We start from the raw sequence: 15,949 nt of genomic DNA on the forward strand, positions 1-15,949 counted from the left end.
CAAATATTCCTCGCAATGATGAATAAAATATTCAAATATCACGTAACTAATTTGAATTAAATATTCAGGAGAACATCATGAGCCATAACGCTAACCTGGGAACCCTTGTTTCAGAAACACGTAACCCGGAAACCATGAATCTGGATGAGATGTCCACGCTTGAGCTGGTGATCTGCTTCAACCAGCAGGATCGTAAAGTGCCGGAAGCGATTCAGAAAGTTTTACCGGAAATTGCGAAAGCGGTAGACAGCGCGGCGGCCTCTTTTAAAGCCGGTGGCCGGTTGATTTATCTCGGTGCCGGAACCAGTGGCCGCCTCGGCGTTCTCGATGCATCTGAATGTCCGCCGACTTTTGGCGTGCCGCACGGGATGGTCGTCGGGCTGATTGCCGGCGGCCCTGGCGCGATGCTGAAAGCCGTGGAAGGTGCGGAAGACAGCGAAACGCTGGGCGTTGAAGATTTAAAAAACCTCAACCTTACGGACAAAGATACCGTCGTCGGGCTTGCTGCCAGCGGCCGCACGCCTTACGTGATTGGCGCACTGCGCTACGCAACGGACCTGGGATGCGCGACGGTCGCCATTTCCTGTAACCCGGATTCCCCGATTGCCCGCGAGGCAAACATCGAAATTTCACCGGTGGTTGGCCCGGAAGCTCTGACCGGTTCGACCCGTCTGAAATCCGGCACGGCGCAAAAACTGGTGCTGAATATGATTTCGACCGGTGCGATGGTCAAAACCGGCAAGGTTTACCAGAACCTGATGGTCGATGTAAAAGCCACCAACGTGAAGCTCGTCGACCGCGCCTGCCGCATTGTGGTGGAAGCCACCGGAGCCTCGCGCGCAGACGCTGAACAGGCATTATCGCAAACCGATTTCGACGTTAAACCGGCTATCCTGATGCTGCTGGCAGGTATTGATGCGTCCGAAGCGAAGGCACGCCTGAGTCACCATAATGGATTCCTGCGCGCTGCTCTGGCGGAATAATACGGAGAGAAAAGCATGGCGATGGATAAAACGAATCTCTTGGCTTCACAGATTTTGCAGGGTGTCGGCGGCGAAGGAAATATCAGTAAACTGGAAAACTGCATGACCCGCGTACGTGTGGAAGTGCATGACGACGCGCGTCTGGATCTGACCCGCCTGAAAACACTGGAAGGCATTAAAGGCTACCTTAAGCAGGGCGATCAGCATCAGTTTATCGTCGGGCCGGGTGCGGCGGCGAAAGTCGTGGATGCCATGCGCACATTGCTCAGAACCACCGATGCGCCGGTTCAGAATGATATCGCGCGTAACAAAGCCAGCGCGAAAGCCAAATACTCCGCGCCGATGAGCGGGGCGCTGCGCAAACTGGCTGATGTCTTTATTCCGCTGATACCGGCCTTTATCGCGTCGGGGCTGATCATGGGCATTATCAACCTGCTCAAGCGGCCAGATATTGCCGGTTCCATTGCCACGGATTTCCCGAATATTCTCGGGCTGTTAGCGATTTTTGGCGGCGCGGTTTTCGCCATCATGAATATTCTCGTGGGCGTGAATGCGGCCCGCGTGTTCGGCGGTTCACAGGCGATGGGCGGCGTAATGGCCGGCATTCTCTCCAGCCCGGCGCTGGCGCAAATTACGCTGTTTGGCGAAACGTTGCAGCCGGGACGCGGCGGGGTAATCGCCGTGCTTTTAGTGGTAGCCCTGATGTGCTGGCTTGAAAAACGGCTGCGTAATTTACTGCCGGAATCGGTGGAGCTGATCCTGAATCCGCTGATTACCACGCTGATTACTGCCACGCTCGCTATCGTCATCCTGCAACCGATCGGCGGTTTCATTTCTGACGGCATCGCGCACGGCGTTAATATCGCGATAGATAAAGGCGGTTTGCTGGTTGGCGCAGTGCTGGCGGGCGCTTTCCTGCCGCTGGTCTTGTCGGGGTTACATCAGGGGCTTGTGCCGATCCATGTTGAACTGATTCAGGCGCACGGTTCTAACCCGTTACTGCCTATTCTGGCGATGGCAGGCGTCGGGCAGGTTGGGGCGGCGATGGCGGTATACATGAAAACCCGCAATGCGCGGCTGAAAAAAGTGATTAAAGGCGCGCTGCCGGTCGGTATTTTAGGTATCGGCGAACCGCTGATTTTCGGGGTGACATTACCGCTGGGGCGGCCTTTTATCGGTGCCTGTTTAGGCGGCGCGGTCGGCGGTGCGCTAATCTGTTACTGGAAAGTCGCGACGGTGATCACTTTTGGTATTTCCGGATTGCCGCTGGCGCTGACCATTATTTCCGGCAAAGTCATGTTGTATCTCGCCGGTTTAGTCATTACGGTATTGGCTGGTTTTATTTTTACCTGGCTGATGGGGTTCAACGATCCCGAGGAGTAACGGATTGAGTACGAAGCCTGATCGACGGGTCGTGTTTTTTGATCTTGATGGAACACTGCACCAGCAGGACATGTTCGGGAGTTTTTTGCGGTTTTTGCTCCGGCGGATGCCGCAGAACCTGATTCTGGTGATCCCGGTCTTGCCGCTGGTGGCGATTGGATTGCTGATGCACGGGCGGGCCGCGCGCTGGCCGATGAGTTTGCTGCTTTGGTCGATCACTTTTGGTCACAGCGAAGCCCGGCTTAAAGCGCTGGAATTGCAGTTTGTCACCGCGTTTCGCCACAAAGTGGTGGAGTTCCCGGTTGTACAGCGGCGGCTGCGTGAATACCTCGACAGTGATGATACCGAAGTGTGGCTGATCACCGGATCGCCGGAAAATCTGGTTCAGCAGGTGTATAACGCGTCGCTGTTTCTGCCAAAAGTGCGTCTGGTGGGCAGCCGCATTGCGCGCGGTAAAGGCGGCTGGGTGCTGCCTCTGCGGTGCCTGGGTGAGGAGAAAGTGGTTCAGCTTGAACGCCGCATCGGTTCTCCGCTGAAACTTTACAGTGGCTACAGCGACAGCAAACAGGACAACCCGCTGCTGTTTTTCTGCGAGCACCGCTTTCGCGTCAGCAAGCAGGGCGAACTCCAGCAACTGGAATAATTCCGCCGCCGGACCTTCGTCTTAACTATCATACTAAAACAGGCCGGTTTCCGGCCTGTTTGCATTGGGATGACGCAGGTATACTGCTGGCCGCTAAAAAGAGATTGAGGTTGAAGTGTCGGACGCAGAGTTATGTAACGGGTTTGCAGAAATGAAAGAACACGAATACTGGATGCGGTATGCCATGAATCTGGCGCTGAAAGCGCAGGATGAAGGCGAAGTGCCGGTGGGCGCTGTGCTGGTTTTGGATAATCAGGTGATTGGCGAAGGCTGGAACCGGTCTATCGGGCATCATGATCCGACTGCGCATGCGGAAATTATGGCGCTGCGCCTCGGCGGAAGTGCTGTACAAAATTACCGTCTGCTGGACGCCACGCTGTACGTCACGCTTGAGCCTTGCGTTATGTGCGCAGGGGCGATGATCCACAGCCGTATCCGTCGCGTGGTGTATGGCGCAGCGGATGCCAAAACCGGTGCCGCCGGTTCCCTGCTGGACGTTTTGCGCCATCCGGGCATGAATCATCGAGTGGAAATTCTGCCGGGCGTCTTAGCGGAAGAATGTTCCGAACAGCTGAGCGCGTTCTTTCGTTTACGCCGCAGCCAGAAAAAGGCGCTGCGGCTGGCAGAGCGCGCTGCGCAAGCCGGTAATACCTCTGAAGAATAAGCCCGCTCGTTGCTATAAATGCTACGGCGCCAGGGCTTCTTTTGCGTCCACGACCGGATAACCCTGGCCCAGCTGAGCCTGCAACGCCGCTTTCTGCGCCTGTTTCTTCTCTTTCTCCATCAGATACCCGACCAGACTGAGCTGATAGCGGCGGATGTTTTCCACATAATTGTACGCCTGCGTGCCGCGCGCGTAGCCATACGTTGTGCGGCTGAAATAGCGCTTCTGGTTGAGCATCGGCAGACGCTGCTTCACATCGGCCCAGCTGTCCGGATTGGCTTTTTGCTGCGCCGTCAGCTTACGGGCGTCGAGCATGTGGCTGTAACCCATGTTGTATGCTGCCAGCGCAAACCAGATCCGTTCATCTTCGGGAATCGATTCCGGCATCTTATCCATCAGGTGCGACAGATACAGAGCGCCTCCGCGAATACTTTGCTCGGCATCGGTCCGGTCATCGACATTCAGGCCATCCGCTGTGGTGCGAGTCAGCATCATCACGCCGCGCACGCCGGTCGGAGATTTTGCCTGCGGATCCCAATGGGATTCCTGATAGGCAATCGCCGCCAGCAGCCGCCAGTCAATTTTATCCGCGTATTTTTCAAACAGCGGTTGCAAAACCGGCAGCGTACTGTCGATGGCGTTCAGGAAAGTTCGCGTATCGACATAATCAAAATCGCCGACGTGCCCGAGGTATTTCTCCTCAAGTTTCTCCAGCGTACCGTCTTCGGAAATCTGGCTGAAAAAGTCCAGCATCGCCGCAGAAAGGCTGTCGTCATCCGGTTCCTTGCGGTAATACCAGGTCACCGGCTCATCTTCCGTGGCATCAAAAGCCACGGCCAGACGCGGATAAACGCGCTGCATCAGTGCGATGGTGACGGAATCTCCCAGCGTGTAATCCAGTTTGCCGTTCTCAACCTGTTGTAACAGATCGCGCGGCGAAAGTTTGTCCGTCGTGGTCCACGTCAGATTGGGGTATTTTTTGGCGGCAGCTTCCAGCGTCAGGATGTGCGCACTGCCGGCGGAAACCACCAGCGTACCTTTTACATCCGCAAAACTTTTCGGGCGCGCGGCTCCCTGCCGGTAAACCAGTTGCTGAGAAACGGAATAGTATTCCGGCCCGGCACGGTAGTTTTTCAGGCGCGCATTGTTATACACCAGCCCGGAAGCCAGCATGTCGGTTTTGTTGTTGTCCAGATCGTCGAACATGGACTCGATCGTGGTGTGCTGATTCACCACCAGCTTTACGCCCAGATAATCTGCGAAGCGTTTAGCCAGTTCGTAATCGAAGCCGAGATTTCCTTCCGGGGAGTCCATAAAAGTCAGTGGAGAATTGAGCGTGCTTACGCGCAATTCTCCACGGGATTTTATCTGATCCAACTGGTCGCCTTCGCCTCTGTGCCACGGGACGGCAGGCCATAAGGCCAGCGCCAGCAACAGGGCGGCAATCCCCATCAGAACATAGTTAATTTTTAGTCGCGTCAAATAGTTATCTCGCTGCGGCGCTCTTGTTTTTTTACGATGTGCTGTGCAGTTTCTATGGTTATATCCCCAGTGCTGACGCATTTTGCTCAACAAAACGGCAGTCTGCAACATTATTCATATTAACCGCAATATTTATAAGGTTATGAGTGAATATCAATATTCCCGACGCAAACGGTTTCGTATGCCGCAAGCTTTCTTTATAATAGCCCGCGTTTTCCCCCTGTTGCGCCCAATGAAGCACTGTGGTCAGTGTCTTCGAAGACGAGAGATCTGTGATTATGGAAATACTGCGTGGTTCGCCCGCTTTGTCGGCTTTTCGCATTAACAAATTATTATCCCGCTGTCAGGAAGCACGCCTTCCGGTCAATGATATCTACGCCGAATATGTACACTTTGCCGATGTCAGCGCGCCGCTGAATTCGGACGAACAAACCAAGCTGCAACGCCTCCTGAAATACGGTCCTTCTCTCGCTGAACATGCGCCAACAGGTCGTTTACTGCTGGTTACCCCGCGTCCTGGCACCATTTCTCCGTGGTCTTCCAAGGCGACTGATATTGCACACAACTGCGGTTTATCTCAGGTTCTTCGCCTTGAGCGCGGTCTGGCGTTTTATGTTCAGGCTCCTGAACTGACCGAAGCACAATGGTCGCAGCTGGGCGCATTGCTGCATGATCGCATGATGGAAACCGTCTTTGGCAAACTCGAAGACGCCAGCGCGCTGTTCGCGCAGCAACAGCCTGCACCGGTTCAGCATGTCGATATTCTCGGCGAAGGCCGTATCTCGCTGGAAACCGCCAATACCAAACTGGGTCTGGCGCTGGCGCAGGACGAAATTGATTACCTGATGGAGGCCTTTACGTCGTTGGGGCGCAACCCGAATGACATCGAACTGTATATGTTCGCACAGGCAAACTCAGAGCATTGTCGCCATAAAATCTTCAACGCTGACTGGATTATCGACGGCGAAACGCAGCCGAAATCCCTGTTCAAGATGATCAAAAACACCTTCGAACAGACGCCTGATCACGTGCTTTCTGCGTACAAAGATAACGCTGCCGTGATGGAAGGTTCGCAGGTCGGCCGTTTCTACGCCGATGCGAAAGACGGTCTGTACGATTTCCATCAGGAGCAGGCGCACATCCTGATGAAGGTTGAAACCCATAACCACCCGACGGCGATCTCTCCGTGGCCGGGTGCGGCGACAGGTTCCGGCGGCGAAATCCGTGACGAAGGCGCAACCGGTCGCGGTGCAAAACCGAAAGCCGGTCTGGTCGGTTTCTCCGTTTCTAACCTGCGTATTCCGGGCTTCGAACAGCCGTGGGAAGAAGATTTCGGTAAGCCGGATCGTATCGTTACCGCGCTGGATATTATGACTGATGGCCCGCTGGGCGGCGCAGCCTTCAACAACGAATTTGGTCGTCCGGCGCTGCTGGGATACTTCCGTACTTACGAAGAAAACGTCAACAGCCACAATGGCCCTGAGCTGCGCGGTTATCACAAACCGATCATGCTGGCGGGCGGTATCGGCAACATCCGTGCTGATCACGTGCAGAAAGGTGAAATCACCGTTGGCGCGAAACTGATTGTGCTCGGCGGCCCGGCGATGAATATCGGTCTGGGCGGCGGTGCGGCTTCTTCAATGGCCTCCGGCCAGTCTGACGCGGATCTGGATTTTGCTTCCGTACAGCGCGACAACCCGGAAATGGAACGCCGTTGCCAGGAAGTGATCGACCGCTGCTGGCAGCTCGGTGAAGCCAACCCGATTCTGTTTATCCATGACGTGGGCGCTGGCGGTTTATCCAACGCGATGCCGGAACTGGTCAGCGACGGCAACCGCGGCGGCCGCTTCCAGCTGCGTGACATCCTGAACGACGAACCGGGCATGAGCCCGCTGGAAGTCTGGTGTAACGAATCGCAGGAACGTTACGTCATGGCGGTTGCACCGGCTCAGCTGGCGCAGTTCGATGCGATCTGTAAACGCGAGCGCGCACCGTACGCGGTGATCGGTGAAGCCACAGAAGAAATGCATCTGTCTCTTGAAGACAGCCATTTCGATAACCAGCCGATTGATATGCCGCTGGACGTACTGCTGGGGAAAACCCCGAAAATGACCCGTGACGTCACCACGCTCAAAGCGAAGGGAGATGATCTCAACGGTGAAAATATTCAGATTGCCGAAGCGGTAAACCGCGTGCTGCATCTGCCTGCTGTGGCGGAGAAAACCTTCCTGATCACCATCGGCGACCGCACCGTGACCGGTATGGTTGCACGCGATCAGATGGTGGGACCGTGGCAGATCCCGGTGGCTGACTGCGCGGTCACTACCGCCAGCCTCGACAGCTATCACGGTGAAGCGATGTCTCTGGGCGAACGTGCGCCAATCGCCTTGCTGGACTTTGCCGCTTCCGGCCGCATGGCCGTCGGTGAAGCACTGACGAACCTGGCCGCGGTCGAAATCGGCAGCCTGAAACGCGTTAAGCTTTCTGCTAACTGGATGTCTGCGGCCGGTCACCCGGGCGAAGATGCCGGTTTGTATGCCGCGGTGAAAGCGGTGGGCGAAGAGCTTTGCCCGGCACTGGGTATCACCATTCCGGTGGGCAAAGACTCCATGTCGATGAAAACCCGCTGGCAGGAAGGCAACGAACAACGCGAGATGACGTCACCGTTGTCTCTGGTCATCACGGCATTTGCCCGCGTCGAAGACGTGCGTCATACCGTGACGCCGCAACTGCGCACCGATAAAGGCGACACCGCATTGCTGCTGGTGGATCTGGGTGCCGGTCACAACGCACTGGGCGCGACGGCGCTGGCGCAGGTTTATCGTCAGCTCGGCAACACGCCAGCTGATGTGCGCAGTGCTGAACAGCTAGGTGGCTTCTTCAACGCCATGCAGGCGCTGGTTTCTGAACAGAAACTGCTGGCCTACCATGACCGTTCCGACGGTGGTTTGCTGGTCACGCTGGCGGAAATGGCCTTTGCCGGTCACTGCGGCCTGACGGCGGATATCGCCGCTCTGGGCAACGATTCTCTGGCGGCGCTGTTTAACGAAGAGCTGGGTGCAGTGATTCAGGTTCGCGCTTCTGACCGTGAAGCCGTCGAACATACGCTGGCACTTTTCGGTCTGGCAGACTGCACGCATTACCTCGGTACTGTTGAAACCGGTGACCGCTTCATCATCACGCAGGACGATAAGCCGGTGTACAGCGAAAGCCGCACCACGTTGCGTACCTGGTGGGCAGAAACCACCTGGCAGATGCAGCGCCTGCGCGATAACCCCGAATGTGCCGATCAGGAACATCAGGCCAAAACCAGCGATCTTGATCCTGGCCTGAACGTGAAACTGAACTTTGCGCCGGACGAAGACGTGGCTGCGCCTTATATTGCGAAAGGTGCGCGTCCGAAAGTGGCCGTGCTGCGTGAGCAGGGCGTTAACTCCCACGTTGAAATGGCGGCGGCTTTCCATCGCGCCGGTTTCGATGCGGTTGACGTGCATATGAGCGATTTGCTGGCCGGTCGTCGTGATTTGCAGGACTTCCATACGCTGGTGGCGTGCGGCGGTTTCTCTTACGGTGACGTGCTGGGCGCGGGTGAAGGCTGGGCGAAGTCTGTCCTGTTCAACGACCGCGTGCGTGAAGAGTTCGCTGAATTCTTCCACCGTCCGCAGACTCTGGCGCTGGGCGTGTGTAACGGTTGCCAGATGATGTCGAATCTGAAAGAACTGATCCCCGGCGCTGAACACTGGCCGCGCTTTGTGCGCAACCTGTCTGATCGCTTTGAAGCGCGTTTCAGCCTGGTAGAAGTGACCGCCAGCCCGTCAATGTTCATGCAGGGCATGGCCGGTTCACGTATGCCAATCGCCGTTTCCCATGGCGAAGGCCATGTGGAAGTGCGTGATGCTGCGCATCTGGCACAGATCGAACACAGCAATCTGGTGGCGCTGCGTTTTGTCGACAACAACGGTCAGGCGACTGAAAACTATCCGGCCAACCCTAACGGTTCTCCGAACGGTATCACCGCAGTCACTAACCTCTCAGGCCGCGTCACCGTCATGATGCCGCACCCTGAGCGTGTCTTCCGCACCGTCAGCAACTCATGGCACCCGGAAGAGTGGGGTGAAGACAGCCCGTGGATGCGCATGTTCCGCAACGCGCGTAAACAGCTGGGCTAATCATTAAAAAGCTTCAGTAATAAAAATCCGTAGTGCGAAAGCCTGCGGATTTTTTTATGTACGAATATCAAAAAATAAACTAATCATGATATTAATTTCGTGAGTGTAAGAAGATATGTCAAAAAGGGCCGCTGGGTAAATTTGTAACCGGCTGTTTTACAATGAAATAGCATATCTGGATCTCTGTAGTTTATATTTACTGAATATATTATTAAATATTTATATGTGTTAAACGCCATATAATGCCCTGGTCAACTCAACAGGGCATTTACGCCAATGGAAAATATAATCTCCGCGAATTCTCGCTCAATACTCTCTTATTCACTTTTGACGTGTACATTATTAATGTCCATTAATGGACAGGCGCAGGAAAATGTTGCTAATTATCAGCAGCAGGAAATGTCTTCACAAGAAAATAATGACGGGCTGTGGTCTTCATTTAAAAATAATATCGCTGAAACCTGGAATAAACCTCAACAGCAAGATCTCTTTATTCCGGTATTAACCCGCCATAATCGTCACACGCACAGTAAAAAACAAATTGACGGATATAATGAACATCCGTGGGGAGGCGGTTACGGCGTTTCACGTTATGACGATAAAGGAAACTGGCACGCGCTTTATGCCATGGCGTTTAAAGATTCCTTTAATCATTGGGAACCCGTTGCCGGATATGGATATGAAAAGATATGGCAGCCTTTCAGCGATCAGGAATTTCGCCTGGGAGCCGGATACATTGCCGCCATCTCTGCACGTGACAACTATGATTACGTGCCTTTCCCTATGGTGTTACCGCTGGTGTCTGCCGGATATTCGCGGGTGACATTCCAGGCGACCTACGTGCCGGGGACGAATACAAAAGGCAATGTTCTGTTTGGCTGGTTCCGCTTTCAGTTTTAACTGAATTTCTTTACTTAATAAATACCTTTATTAAATTTAAAACAGTCAGAAGTATTACAGACTATTCTGATAATTTAAGTCTCCACCCCTTAATTTTCAGGGAATTAAGTGTCTAAACGTTTTTTGTTACAACCCTGTTTAACCTGTTTTCTTATGCTTTGTTTATGATATTGCTTCGATAAGGAGTGACGTTGAATATGGTAAATAAGAAAAATCTCAGGGATGTCGGTTTATTAATGTCTGTAATTTTTAGCCCAAACCTGTGGGCCAACAACAGTGGAATACATCCGGTCAGCGATCCGGATACCGTGCAATACAAATCGCTGGCAGCCAATGTCTGGTCCGATTTTAAAGACAAGGTCTCCACCACCTGGAATGACTCTGATTCTCAGGATTTGTATCTGCCGGTTATTACCTGGCATAACCGGCTGACCTACGATAAAGAGAAAACTGACAAATATAACGAACGACCATGGGGCGGCGGTTACGGTATTTCCCGTTATGATGATAAAGGAAACTGGAACGGCATTTATTTTATGGCGTTTAAAGACTCGCACAATAAATGGGAGCCGATCGGCGGTTATGGCTGGGAGAAAATATGGACACCTGCGCAGGATAAAGATTTCCGTTTAGGTCTGGGTTATACGGCCGCCGTGACGGCGCGTGATGACTATAAATATATTCCTATTCCTATCGTTTTACCGCTGGCCTCCATCGGTTATAACAAGCTGACTTTCCAGGCCACGTATATTCCGGGAACCTACAACAACGGCAACGTGTTCTTCGCCTGGCTGAGGTATCAGTTCTGATGCTCTGCATTGTTACACTTTTGTGACAGTGCAGGCCGGGGTTGTGAGCACGATCTCCCTCTTTTTCTCAATATTCACCTATGCTGAAAATTCACCGCACTTATCAATCTGTTGAACGCAGAATGAGTGCGGTACTTTTTTTATTTCAGGGAATATTCATAAAGAGGAACACTCGTGAAAACAACGTCGCGTTATCTCGCTTTAACCGCACTTGCCTGCTTGTTACCACTCTCACTGCCCGCCGCTCAGGCCGCACAATCCGATAACCTGGAACTGCAACAGGTGCTGGTTCTCAGCCGTCACGGCATCCGTGCACCGCTGGTGAATTATGGTGATGTCCTGGCGGAATCTACCACGCACACCTGGCCGGTCTGGAAAACAGAAGGGGGGTTACTGACCCCGAAAGGCGGCCAAATCTCCGAGCATATGGGGCATTACCTTCGCGCATGGCTGGCGAAAGATAAGCTTCTGCCTGCTGCGGGTTGCCCGGAAACTCAGCAGGTTTTCGCCTATGCCAACAGCCTGCCGCGTACAATTGATACCGCGAAACATATCACCACCGGCGCATTTCCAGGCTGTGATGTGCCGGTCATCAACCGTGTAGAAATTGGCAAAATGGATCCGGTATTCAACCCGATCATTACCGCCGAAGTGAATGACAGTTTTAAAACCAGTGCGCTGAATTCCATCAGCCAGCACGCGGGCGAGGGCGGTTTGCCGGGCCTGAATCAGCGTCTGAAGCCGAACTATGCGTTGCTCGAAAATATTCTCGATTATAAAAACAGCAAAATCTGCAAAGAGAAACAGCAATGCGATCTGGCGTCTCAGCCTTCGGATGTAGTGCTGACGCAGGGTAAAGAACCGGGAATTACCGGGCCGTTGCGTATGGCAACCGGTGCGGCAGATGCATTCATGCTCCAGTATTACGAAGGTTTCCCGCTGAAGGATGTAGCGTGGGGGAAAATCAGCACAGATGATCAGTGGACCAAACTGGAAACCATCAAAAATCTGTATCACGAAACGCTGTTCGGCTCTCCGGCGATTGCTGCCAATGCCGCGAAGCCTTTACTGACGTTCATCTCCGGCGCGCTTGATCCGAAACAGGCCTCGACCGCGGATGAGAAAGCTGCACAGCAGGCAAAACTGGCTCTGCTGGTCGGGCATGATTCGAACATCGCTTCATTGCTTGCGGCACTGAAAACGCAGGATTACACCCTGCCGGGACAATTTGAACGTACGCCAATCAGCGGTACGGTGGTCTTCCAGCGCTGGCATGACAAGAAAGCGGATAAAGATCTGATGAAGATCGAATATGTTTATCCGACAGCACGTCAGATCCGTAACAACGTAGCCCTGAGCCTGAAAAATCCTCCTGAGCGCGTCACGTTGCAAATCGAAGGCTGCAAAGTGGATAAGCAGGGCTTCTGCCCGATGGAACAGTTCACTCAGGCCGTACGGAAAGATTTGCAGGGCTGAGCCGGCTTTAACCGCTAACTGGCAATAGATAGTGTTTTAAGTTAGTTAGCGGCAGCAAACTGTCATCCGATAATGTGCCGACGTTTTCTTACTCCGGCACATTATGGCGTCCTCTTCTTTCTATCTTAGCCCGCACCAACGGGGCGAAATTAAAGCGCGTTCCCGCAGCCTTTGGTGGCGGCTGGAAATACCGACGTGGTGCCTGATTTTCGCCATTTACGGCGGCTGGTTTTCCGTGGTGTTCTTCTGGAACAGCCTCGGTCCGTGGCTCGGCACGCCTTTGCTCATCTGGTTTACCGCCTGGTATATGTCGCTGCAACACGAACTTATTCACGGCCATCCCACACGTAAAGCCTGGCTGAACCAGCTGCTCGGCACCTTGCCGCTGGCGGTCTGGTATCCCTACGGGCTTTACCGCGACACGCATTTGCAGCATCACAAAAATGAACATCTGACGATCCCCGGTGACGATCCCGAAGCCTATTATTTCAGCCGCAGAAGCTGGGAAAGCCTGACGCCTGCGATGATGGCCGTTGTCCGTCTGCGCAATACCTTGCCTGGCCGGATGATACTCGGCCCGCTGATGGATATTTTCAGCACGCTGACTGGCGCACTGCTGGCCGTCTTTCGCGGTGAATGGCGTACCGTCGCGATGTGGCTGGTTCATGGGATTTTGCTGGCGCTGTTGCTGGTCTGGATGGCGCGCCAGGGGGTATCTCCGGGCTGGTTTGTGCTGGCAATCAGCTATCCGGCCCTGAGCCTGACGAAAGTGCGCTCGTTCTATGAGCATCGCGCTGAACACTCGCCCGAAACACGTTCCACGCTCAACGAAGCCGGTTTTGTCTGGCGCCTGTTATTTCTGAATCTCAACTATCATCTGGTACATCATGATTTGCCGGGCGTGCCGTGGTTTGCGCTGAGGCAGATATATTTTGCTGACCGCGATGCGTATATCCGGCGCAGCGAAGGGTTTGTCGTAAAAGGCTACCGCGAGTGGTTCCGGCAGCATACGCGCGCGCCGGTCGCGGTGGAAATGCATCCGTTTGCTGCGGGGGATCCGGCAGCAGAAAACGGTCACAGCGACTATGATTATCAGCAGGACACCCCCTGACGGAGCTGCCAGATCATGCTGATGTCTTTACCGATGTACGCCATTTCTCCGCTGGACGTGGAAATTTTCACCGTCGCTTTACTGGGTAAACTCAAGCGGCTGGGCATGAAACCGCTGCCGGTTTCACTGAGCTGGCCGACGAATTTGCTGGCGCACTGGCAGAATAAAGATTTGTTGCTGAGCCAGACCTGCGGTTTCCCGCTGGTGGAAAGCCTGCCGCAGGTGCAGCTGGTTGGCACATTCAGTTACCGTGCGCCCGGTTGTGATGGTTTTCGCTACCGCAGCTTTCTGCTGGCGCGTGAAGAACACAGCGGCTTACATCTGACCAGCTTTCGCCATCGCAGGCTGGCTTTCAACAGCACAGATTCGCAGTCAGGCTACAACAGCCTGCGCGCACTGGTTGCGCCGCTGGCCGAAAACGGAAAATACTTCTCTGAGGCGCTGGCAACCGGCAGCCATCTCGAATCACTTCTGTACGTGCAGCAGCATAAAGCCGACATTGCGGCGATTGACTGCGTGACTCTCGAACTGCTGCGTCGCACCGATCCTGAACGGGTCAGCGGGCTGGTTGTCGTCGGGCAAACGGCTGCCGTGCCGGGGCTTCCGCTGATCACCTCCGCGCAGACGTCCCCTGAACATCTGGCGATGCTGAGACAGGCATTGCATGAAGTTTCCCGCGAACCGGTGAGTAAACCGTTGCTGATTGAAGCGTTTACCGAGGTGCCGCGACCGGCGTATGAAGTGATCAGGCAGATGAAAAGAATTGCTGAGGAGTTTGGCGTGCGTGAGCTGATGCCGGAATCTGTCAGCTAAAAAAACCGGGCTTCAGCGTCCGGTTTTGTCTGTCAGATCCCGCGGATAATCAGTGCGTTTCTATCGGGAAATCTTCGTTCACATCGCCCCATTCGGCCCATGAACCGTCATACAACAGCACATCTTTCACGCCCAGCGCGTCAAGCCCGAAAGCCAGCGCCGCGGCGGTAACGCCGGAACCGCAGCTGGTGATCACCGGTTTATTCAGATCCACCCCCAACCGTTCAAATGTTGCTTTCAGCTCCTGCGGCGATTTCATGCGACCTTCCTGCGTCAGTTCGGTAAACGGTACGCTGAGGCTCTGTGGAATATGCCCGCCGTGCAGTCCCGGACGCGGTTCCGGTGCTTCGGCTTTGAAACGCGCCTGCGAGCGTGCATCGATAATCTGCACTTTACCGATGGCATCTTTCACCTGCTGCGCGCTGGCGACGACCGGGCGCACCAGTCTGGCATTGAACGTCGACGGCACGCGGGTGTGTTCGCCGCTCTGAGTTGGTTTACCTTCGGCAATCCAGGCATTCAGCCCGCCATCGAGCACGCGCACGCTTTTCGCGCCGAAACTGGTCAGCATCCACCAGACACGCGGGGCGGAGAACAAATCCCCTTCATCGTAAAGCACGATGGTTTGCGTATCGGCCACGCCAAGGCGGCTCATCGACGCGGAGAATTCTTCTGCTGTTGGCATCATGTGCGGCAGGCCGGTGGTGCAGTCGGAAATACTGTCGACCTCGACATAAATGGCGCCGGGAATGTGCGCCTCGAGATATTTGCCATGAAAATCAATCGGCGGAGTAATACCCGGTTTCGATTTACGGCAATCGATAATGACCACGTCCGGTGAATTCAGATTCTTCGCCAGCCAGTCGGTAGAAACGGTATGGGTAGAGAAAGTCATGTTCTGTTGCCTTATCTTTTTTGTGGAGCCAGCCTCAGAGATCGCCAGGGATCAGGGAATACATCCAGGCGTCGCGCGGCTGACCATGATAATAAAGCCGGTTGCGGTGTAAACCTTCGGACGTCGCGCCCGCTTTTTCCGCGACGCGGCGGCTGCGGTCATTGCCGTCCATCGCGACGATTTCCAGTCGCGTCAGTTCGAGCTCTTTAAACGCGAACTGCGCCGTGGCCCTGACCGCCAGCGTGGCCAGACCCTGACCGGTATAACCGGTGCGGATCCAGTAGCCGAGATTAGAAAACTTATAATCCTGACTGATGCGGTTGATGCCCACGCTGCCAATCAGATTGCCGGTGGCGCGTTCAAACAGACAGAAATTGAATTCTGTGCCGCGATGACGTTTGTGCTCGCTGTCGGTGAGATATTTCCTGCTGTCTTCCAGCGAATATTTATCTGTACACCAGGATTCCCACTCGCCAATCTCGGCGACGGAAGCCTGAACGGCAGCAAAATGCGTGATCGCTTCCAGTTCGGTTGCGGCGCGGATCTCGATTTTTTCGTCCTGATAAATCTGGCGTGTCATCATCTGCGGTGTCCTGGAAGCCGGAAATCATCTATGAAACC

Annotated in this window: 13 protein-coding genes; 10 read left to right on the forward strand and 3 right to left on the reverse strand. The window is 54.3% G+C overall.

Annotated features, from left to right (window positions below; genetic code table 11):
- Nucleotides 1-77 precede the first annotated feature (77 nt).
- The 4 genes from murQ (at nucleotide 78) to tadA (ending at nucleotide 3,673) form a co-directional block, all read left to right on the forward strand.
- Nucleotides 78-983, forward strand: a complete 906-nt coding sequence (murQ, locus tag GW579_RS11960) for an N-acetylmuramic acid 6-phosphate etherase (RefSeq protein ID WP_165059257.1) — start codon at nucleotides 78-80, stop codon at nucleotides 981-983.
- Nucleotides 984-1,004: 21 nt separating this feature from the next.
- Entirely contained in the window at nucleotides 1,005-2,366 is a 1,362-nt protein-coding gene (locus GW579_RS11965) for a PTS transporter subunit EIIC (RefSeq protein ID WP_152328027.1), read from the forward strand.
- A gap of 4 nt (nucleotides 2,367-2,370) precedes the next feature.
- A complete protein-coding gene (gene yfhb, locus GW579_RS11970; RefSeq protein ID WP_152327824.1) occupies nucleotides 2,371-3,009 on the forward strand; it encodes a phosphatidylglycerophosphatase C in 639 nt (212 codons plus the stop codon).
- A 151-nt stretch (nucleotides 3,010-3,160) separates the two neighbouring features.
- Complete coding sequence (tadA, locus tag GW579_RS11975) at nucleotides 3,161-3,673, forward strand: tRNA adenosine(34) deaminase TadA (RefSeq protein WP_165059258.1); 513 nt, start codon at nucleotides 3,161-3,163, stop codon at nucleotides 3,671-3,673.
- A 21-nt stretch (nucleotides 3,674-3,694) separates the two neighbouring features.
- On the opposite strand, the gene mltF is transcribed toward tadA, so the two are convergent.
- Nucleotides 3,695-5,155, reverse strand: a complete 1,461-nt coding sequence (gene mltF, locus GW579_RS11980) for a membrane-bound lytic murein transglycosylase MltF (protein WP_165059259.1) — start codon at nucleotides 5,153-5,155, stop codon at nucleotides 3,695-3,697.
- Between the two features lie 275 nt (nucleotides 5,156-5,430).
- Here mltF and purL point away from each other — a divergent pair, with 275 nt between their 5' ends.
- From purL to GW579_RS12010, 6 genes are all read left to right on the forward strand, one after another.
- The gene (purL, locus tag GW579_RS11985; RefSeq protein ID WP_338105845.1) at nucleotides 5,431-9,324 is read left to right on the forward strand and encodes a phosphoribosylformylglycinamidine synthase; all 3,894 of its coding nucleotides are present in this window, start codon (nucleotides 5,431-5,433) and stop codon (nucleotides 9,322-9,324) included.
- Nucleotides 9,325-9,669: 345 nt separating this feature from the next.
- Nucleotides 9,670-10,224, forward strand: coding sequence for a lipid IV(A) palmitoyltransferase PagP (gene pagP, locus GW579_RS11990; protein WP_374101263.1), 555 nt, complete (start codon nucleotides 9,670-9,672; stop codon nucleotides 10,222-10,224).
- Nucleotides 10,225-10,460: 236 nt separating this feature from the next.
- Nucleotides 10,461-11,033: a lipid IV(A) palmitoyltransferase PagP gene (gene pagP / locus GW579_RS11995; RefSeq protein WP_165059262.1), complete on the forward strand. Its 573-nt coding sequence runs from the start codon at nucleotides 10,461-10,463 to the stop codon at nucleotides 11,031-11,033.
- Nucleotides 11,034-11,207: 174 nt separating this feature from the next.
- Nucleotides 11,208-12,509: a bifunctional glucose-1-phosphatase/inositol phosphatase gene (gene agp, locus GW579_RS12000; protein ID WP_165059263.1), complete on the forward strand. Its 1,302-nt coding sequence runs from the start codon at nucleotides 11,208-11,210 to the stop codon at nucleotides 12,507-12,509.
- A gap of 103 nt (nucleotides 12,510-12,612) precedes the next feature.
- The gene (locus tag GW579_RS12005; RefSeq protein ID WP_165059264.1) at nucleotides 12,613-13,620 is read left to right on the forward strand and encodes a fatty acid desaturase; all 1,008 of its coding nucleotides are present in this window, start codon (nucleotides 12,613-12,615) and stop codon (nucleotides 13,618-13,620) included.
- A gap of 15 nt (nucleotides 13,621-13,635) precedes the next feature.
- A complete protein-coding gene (locus GW579_RS12010; protein WP_193333207.1) occupies nucleotides 13,636-14,433 on the forward strand; it encodes a phosphate/phosphite/phosphonate ABC transporter substrate-binding protein in 798 nt (265 codons plus the stop codon).
- 49 nt (nucleotides 14,434-14,482) lie between these two features.
- On the opposite strand, the gene sseA is transcribed toward GW579_RS12010, so the two are convergent.
- Both sseA and GW579_RS12020 read right to left on the reverse strand, forming a co-directional pair.
- Nucleotides 14,483-15,328 (reverse strand): 3-mercaptopyruvate sulfurtransferase, encoded by an 846-nt coding sequence (gene sseA / locus GW579_RS12015; RefSeq protein ID WP_165059265.1) that lies wholly within the window; start codon nucleotides 15,326-15,328, stop codon nucleotides 14,483-14,485.
- A gap of 34 nt (nucleotides 15,329-15,362) precedes the next feature.
- Nucleotides 15,363-15,911, reverse strand: a complete 549-nt coding sequence (locus tag GW579_RS12020; RefSeq protein ID WP_165059266.1) for a GNAT family N-acetyltransferase — start codon at nucleotides 15,909-15,911, stop codon at nucleotides 15,363-15,365.
- Nucleotides 15,912-15,949 lie beyond the last annotated feature (38 nt).

The sequence above is a fragment of the Rahnella contaminans genome (assembly GCF_011065485.1).
In the GTDB taxonomy this organism is placed as follows: domain Bacteria; phylum Pseudomonadota; class Gammaproteobacteria; order Enterobacterales; family Enterobacteriaceae; genus Rahnella; species Rahnella contaminans.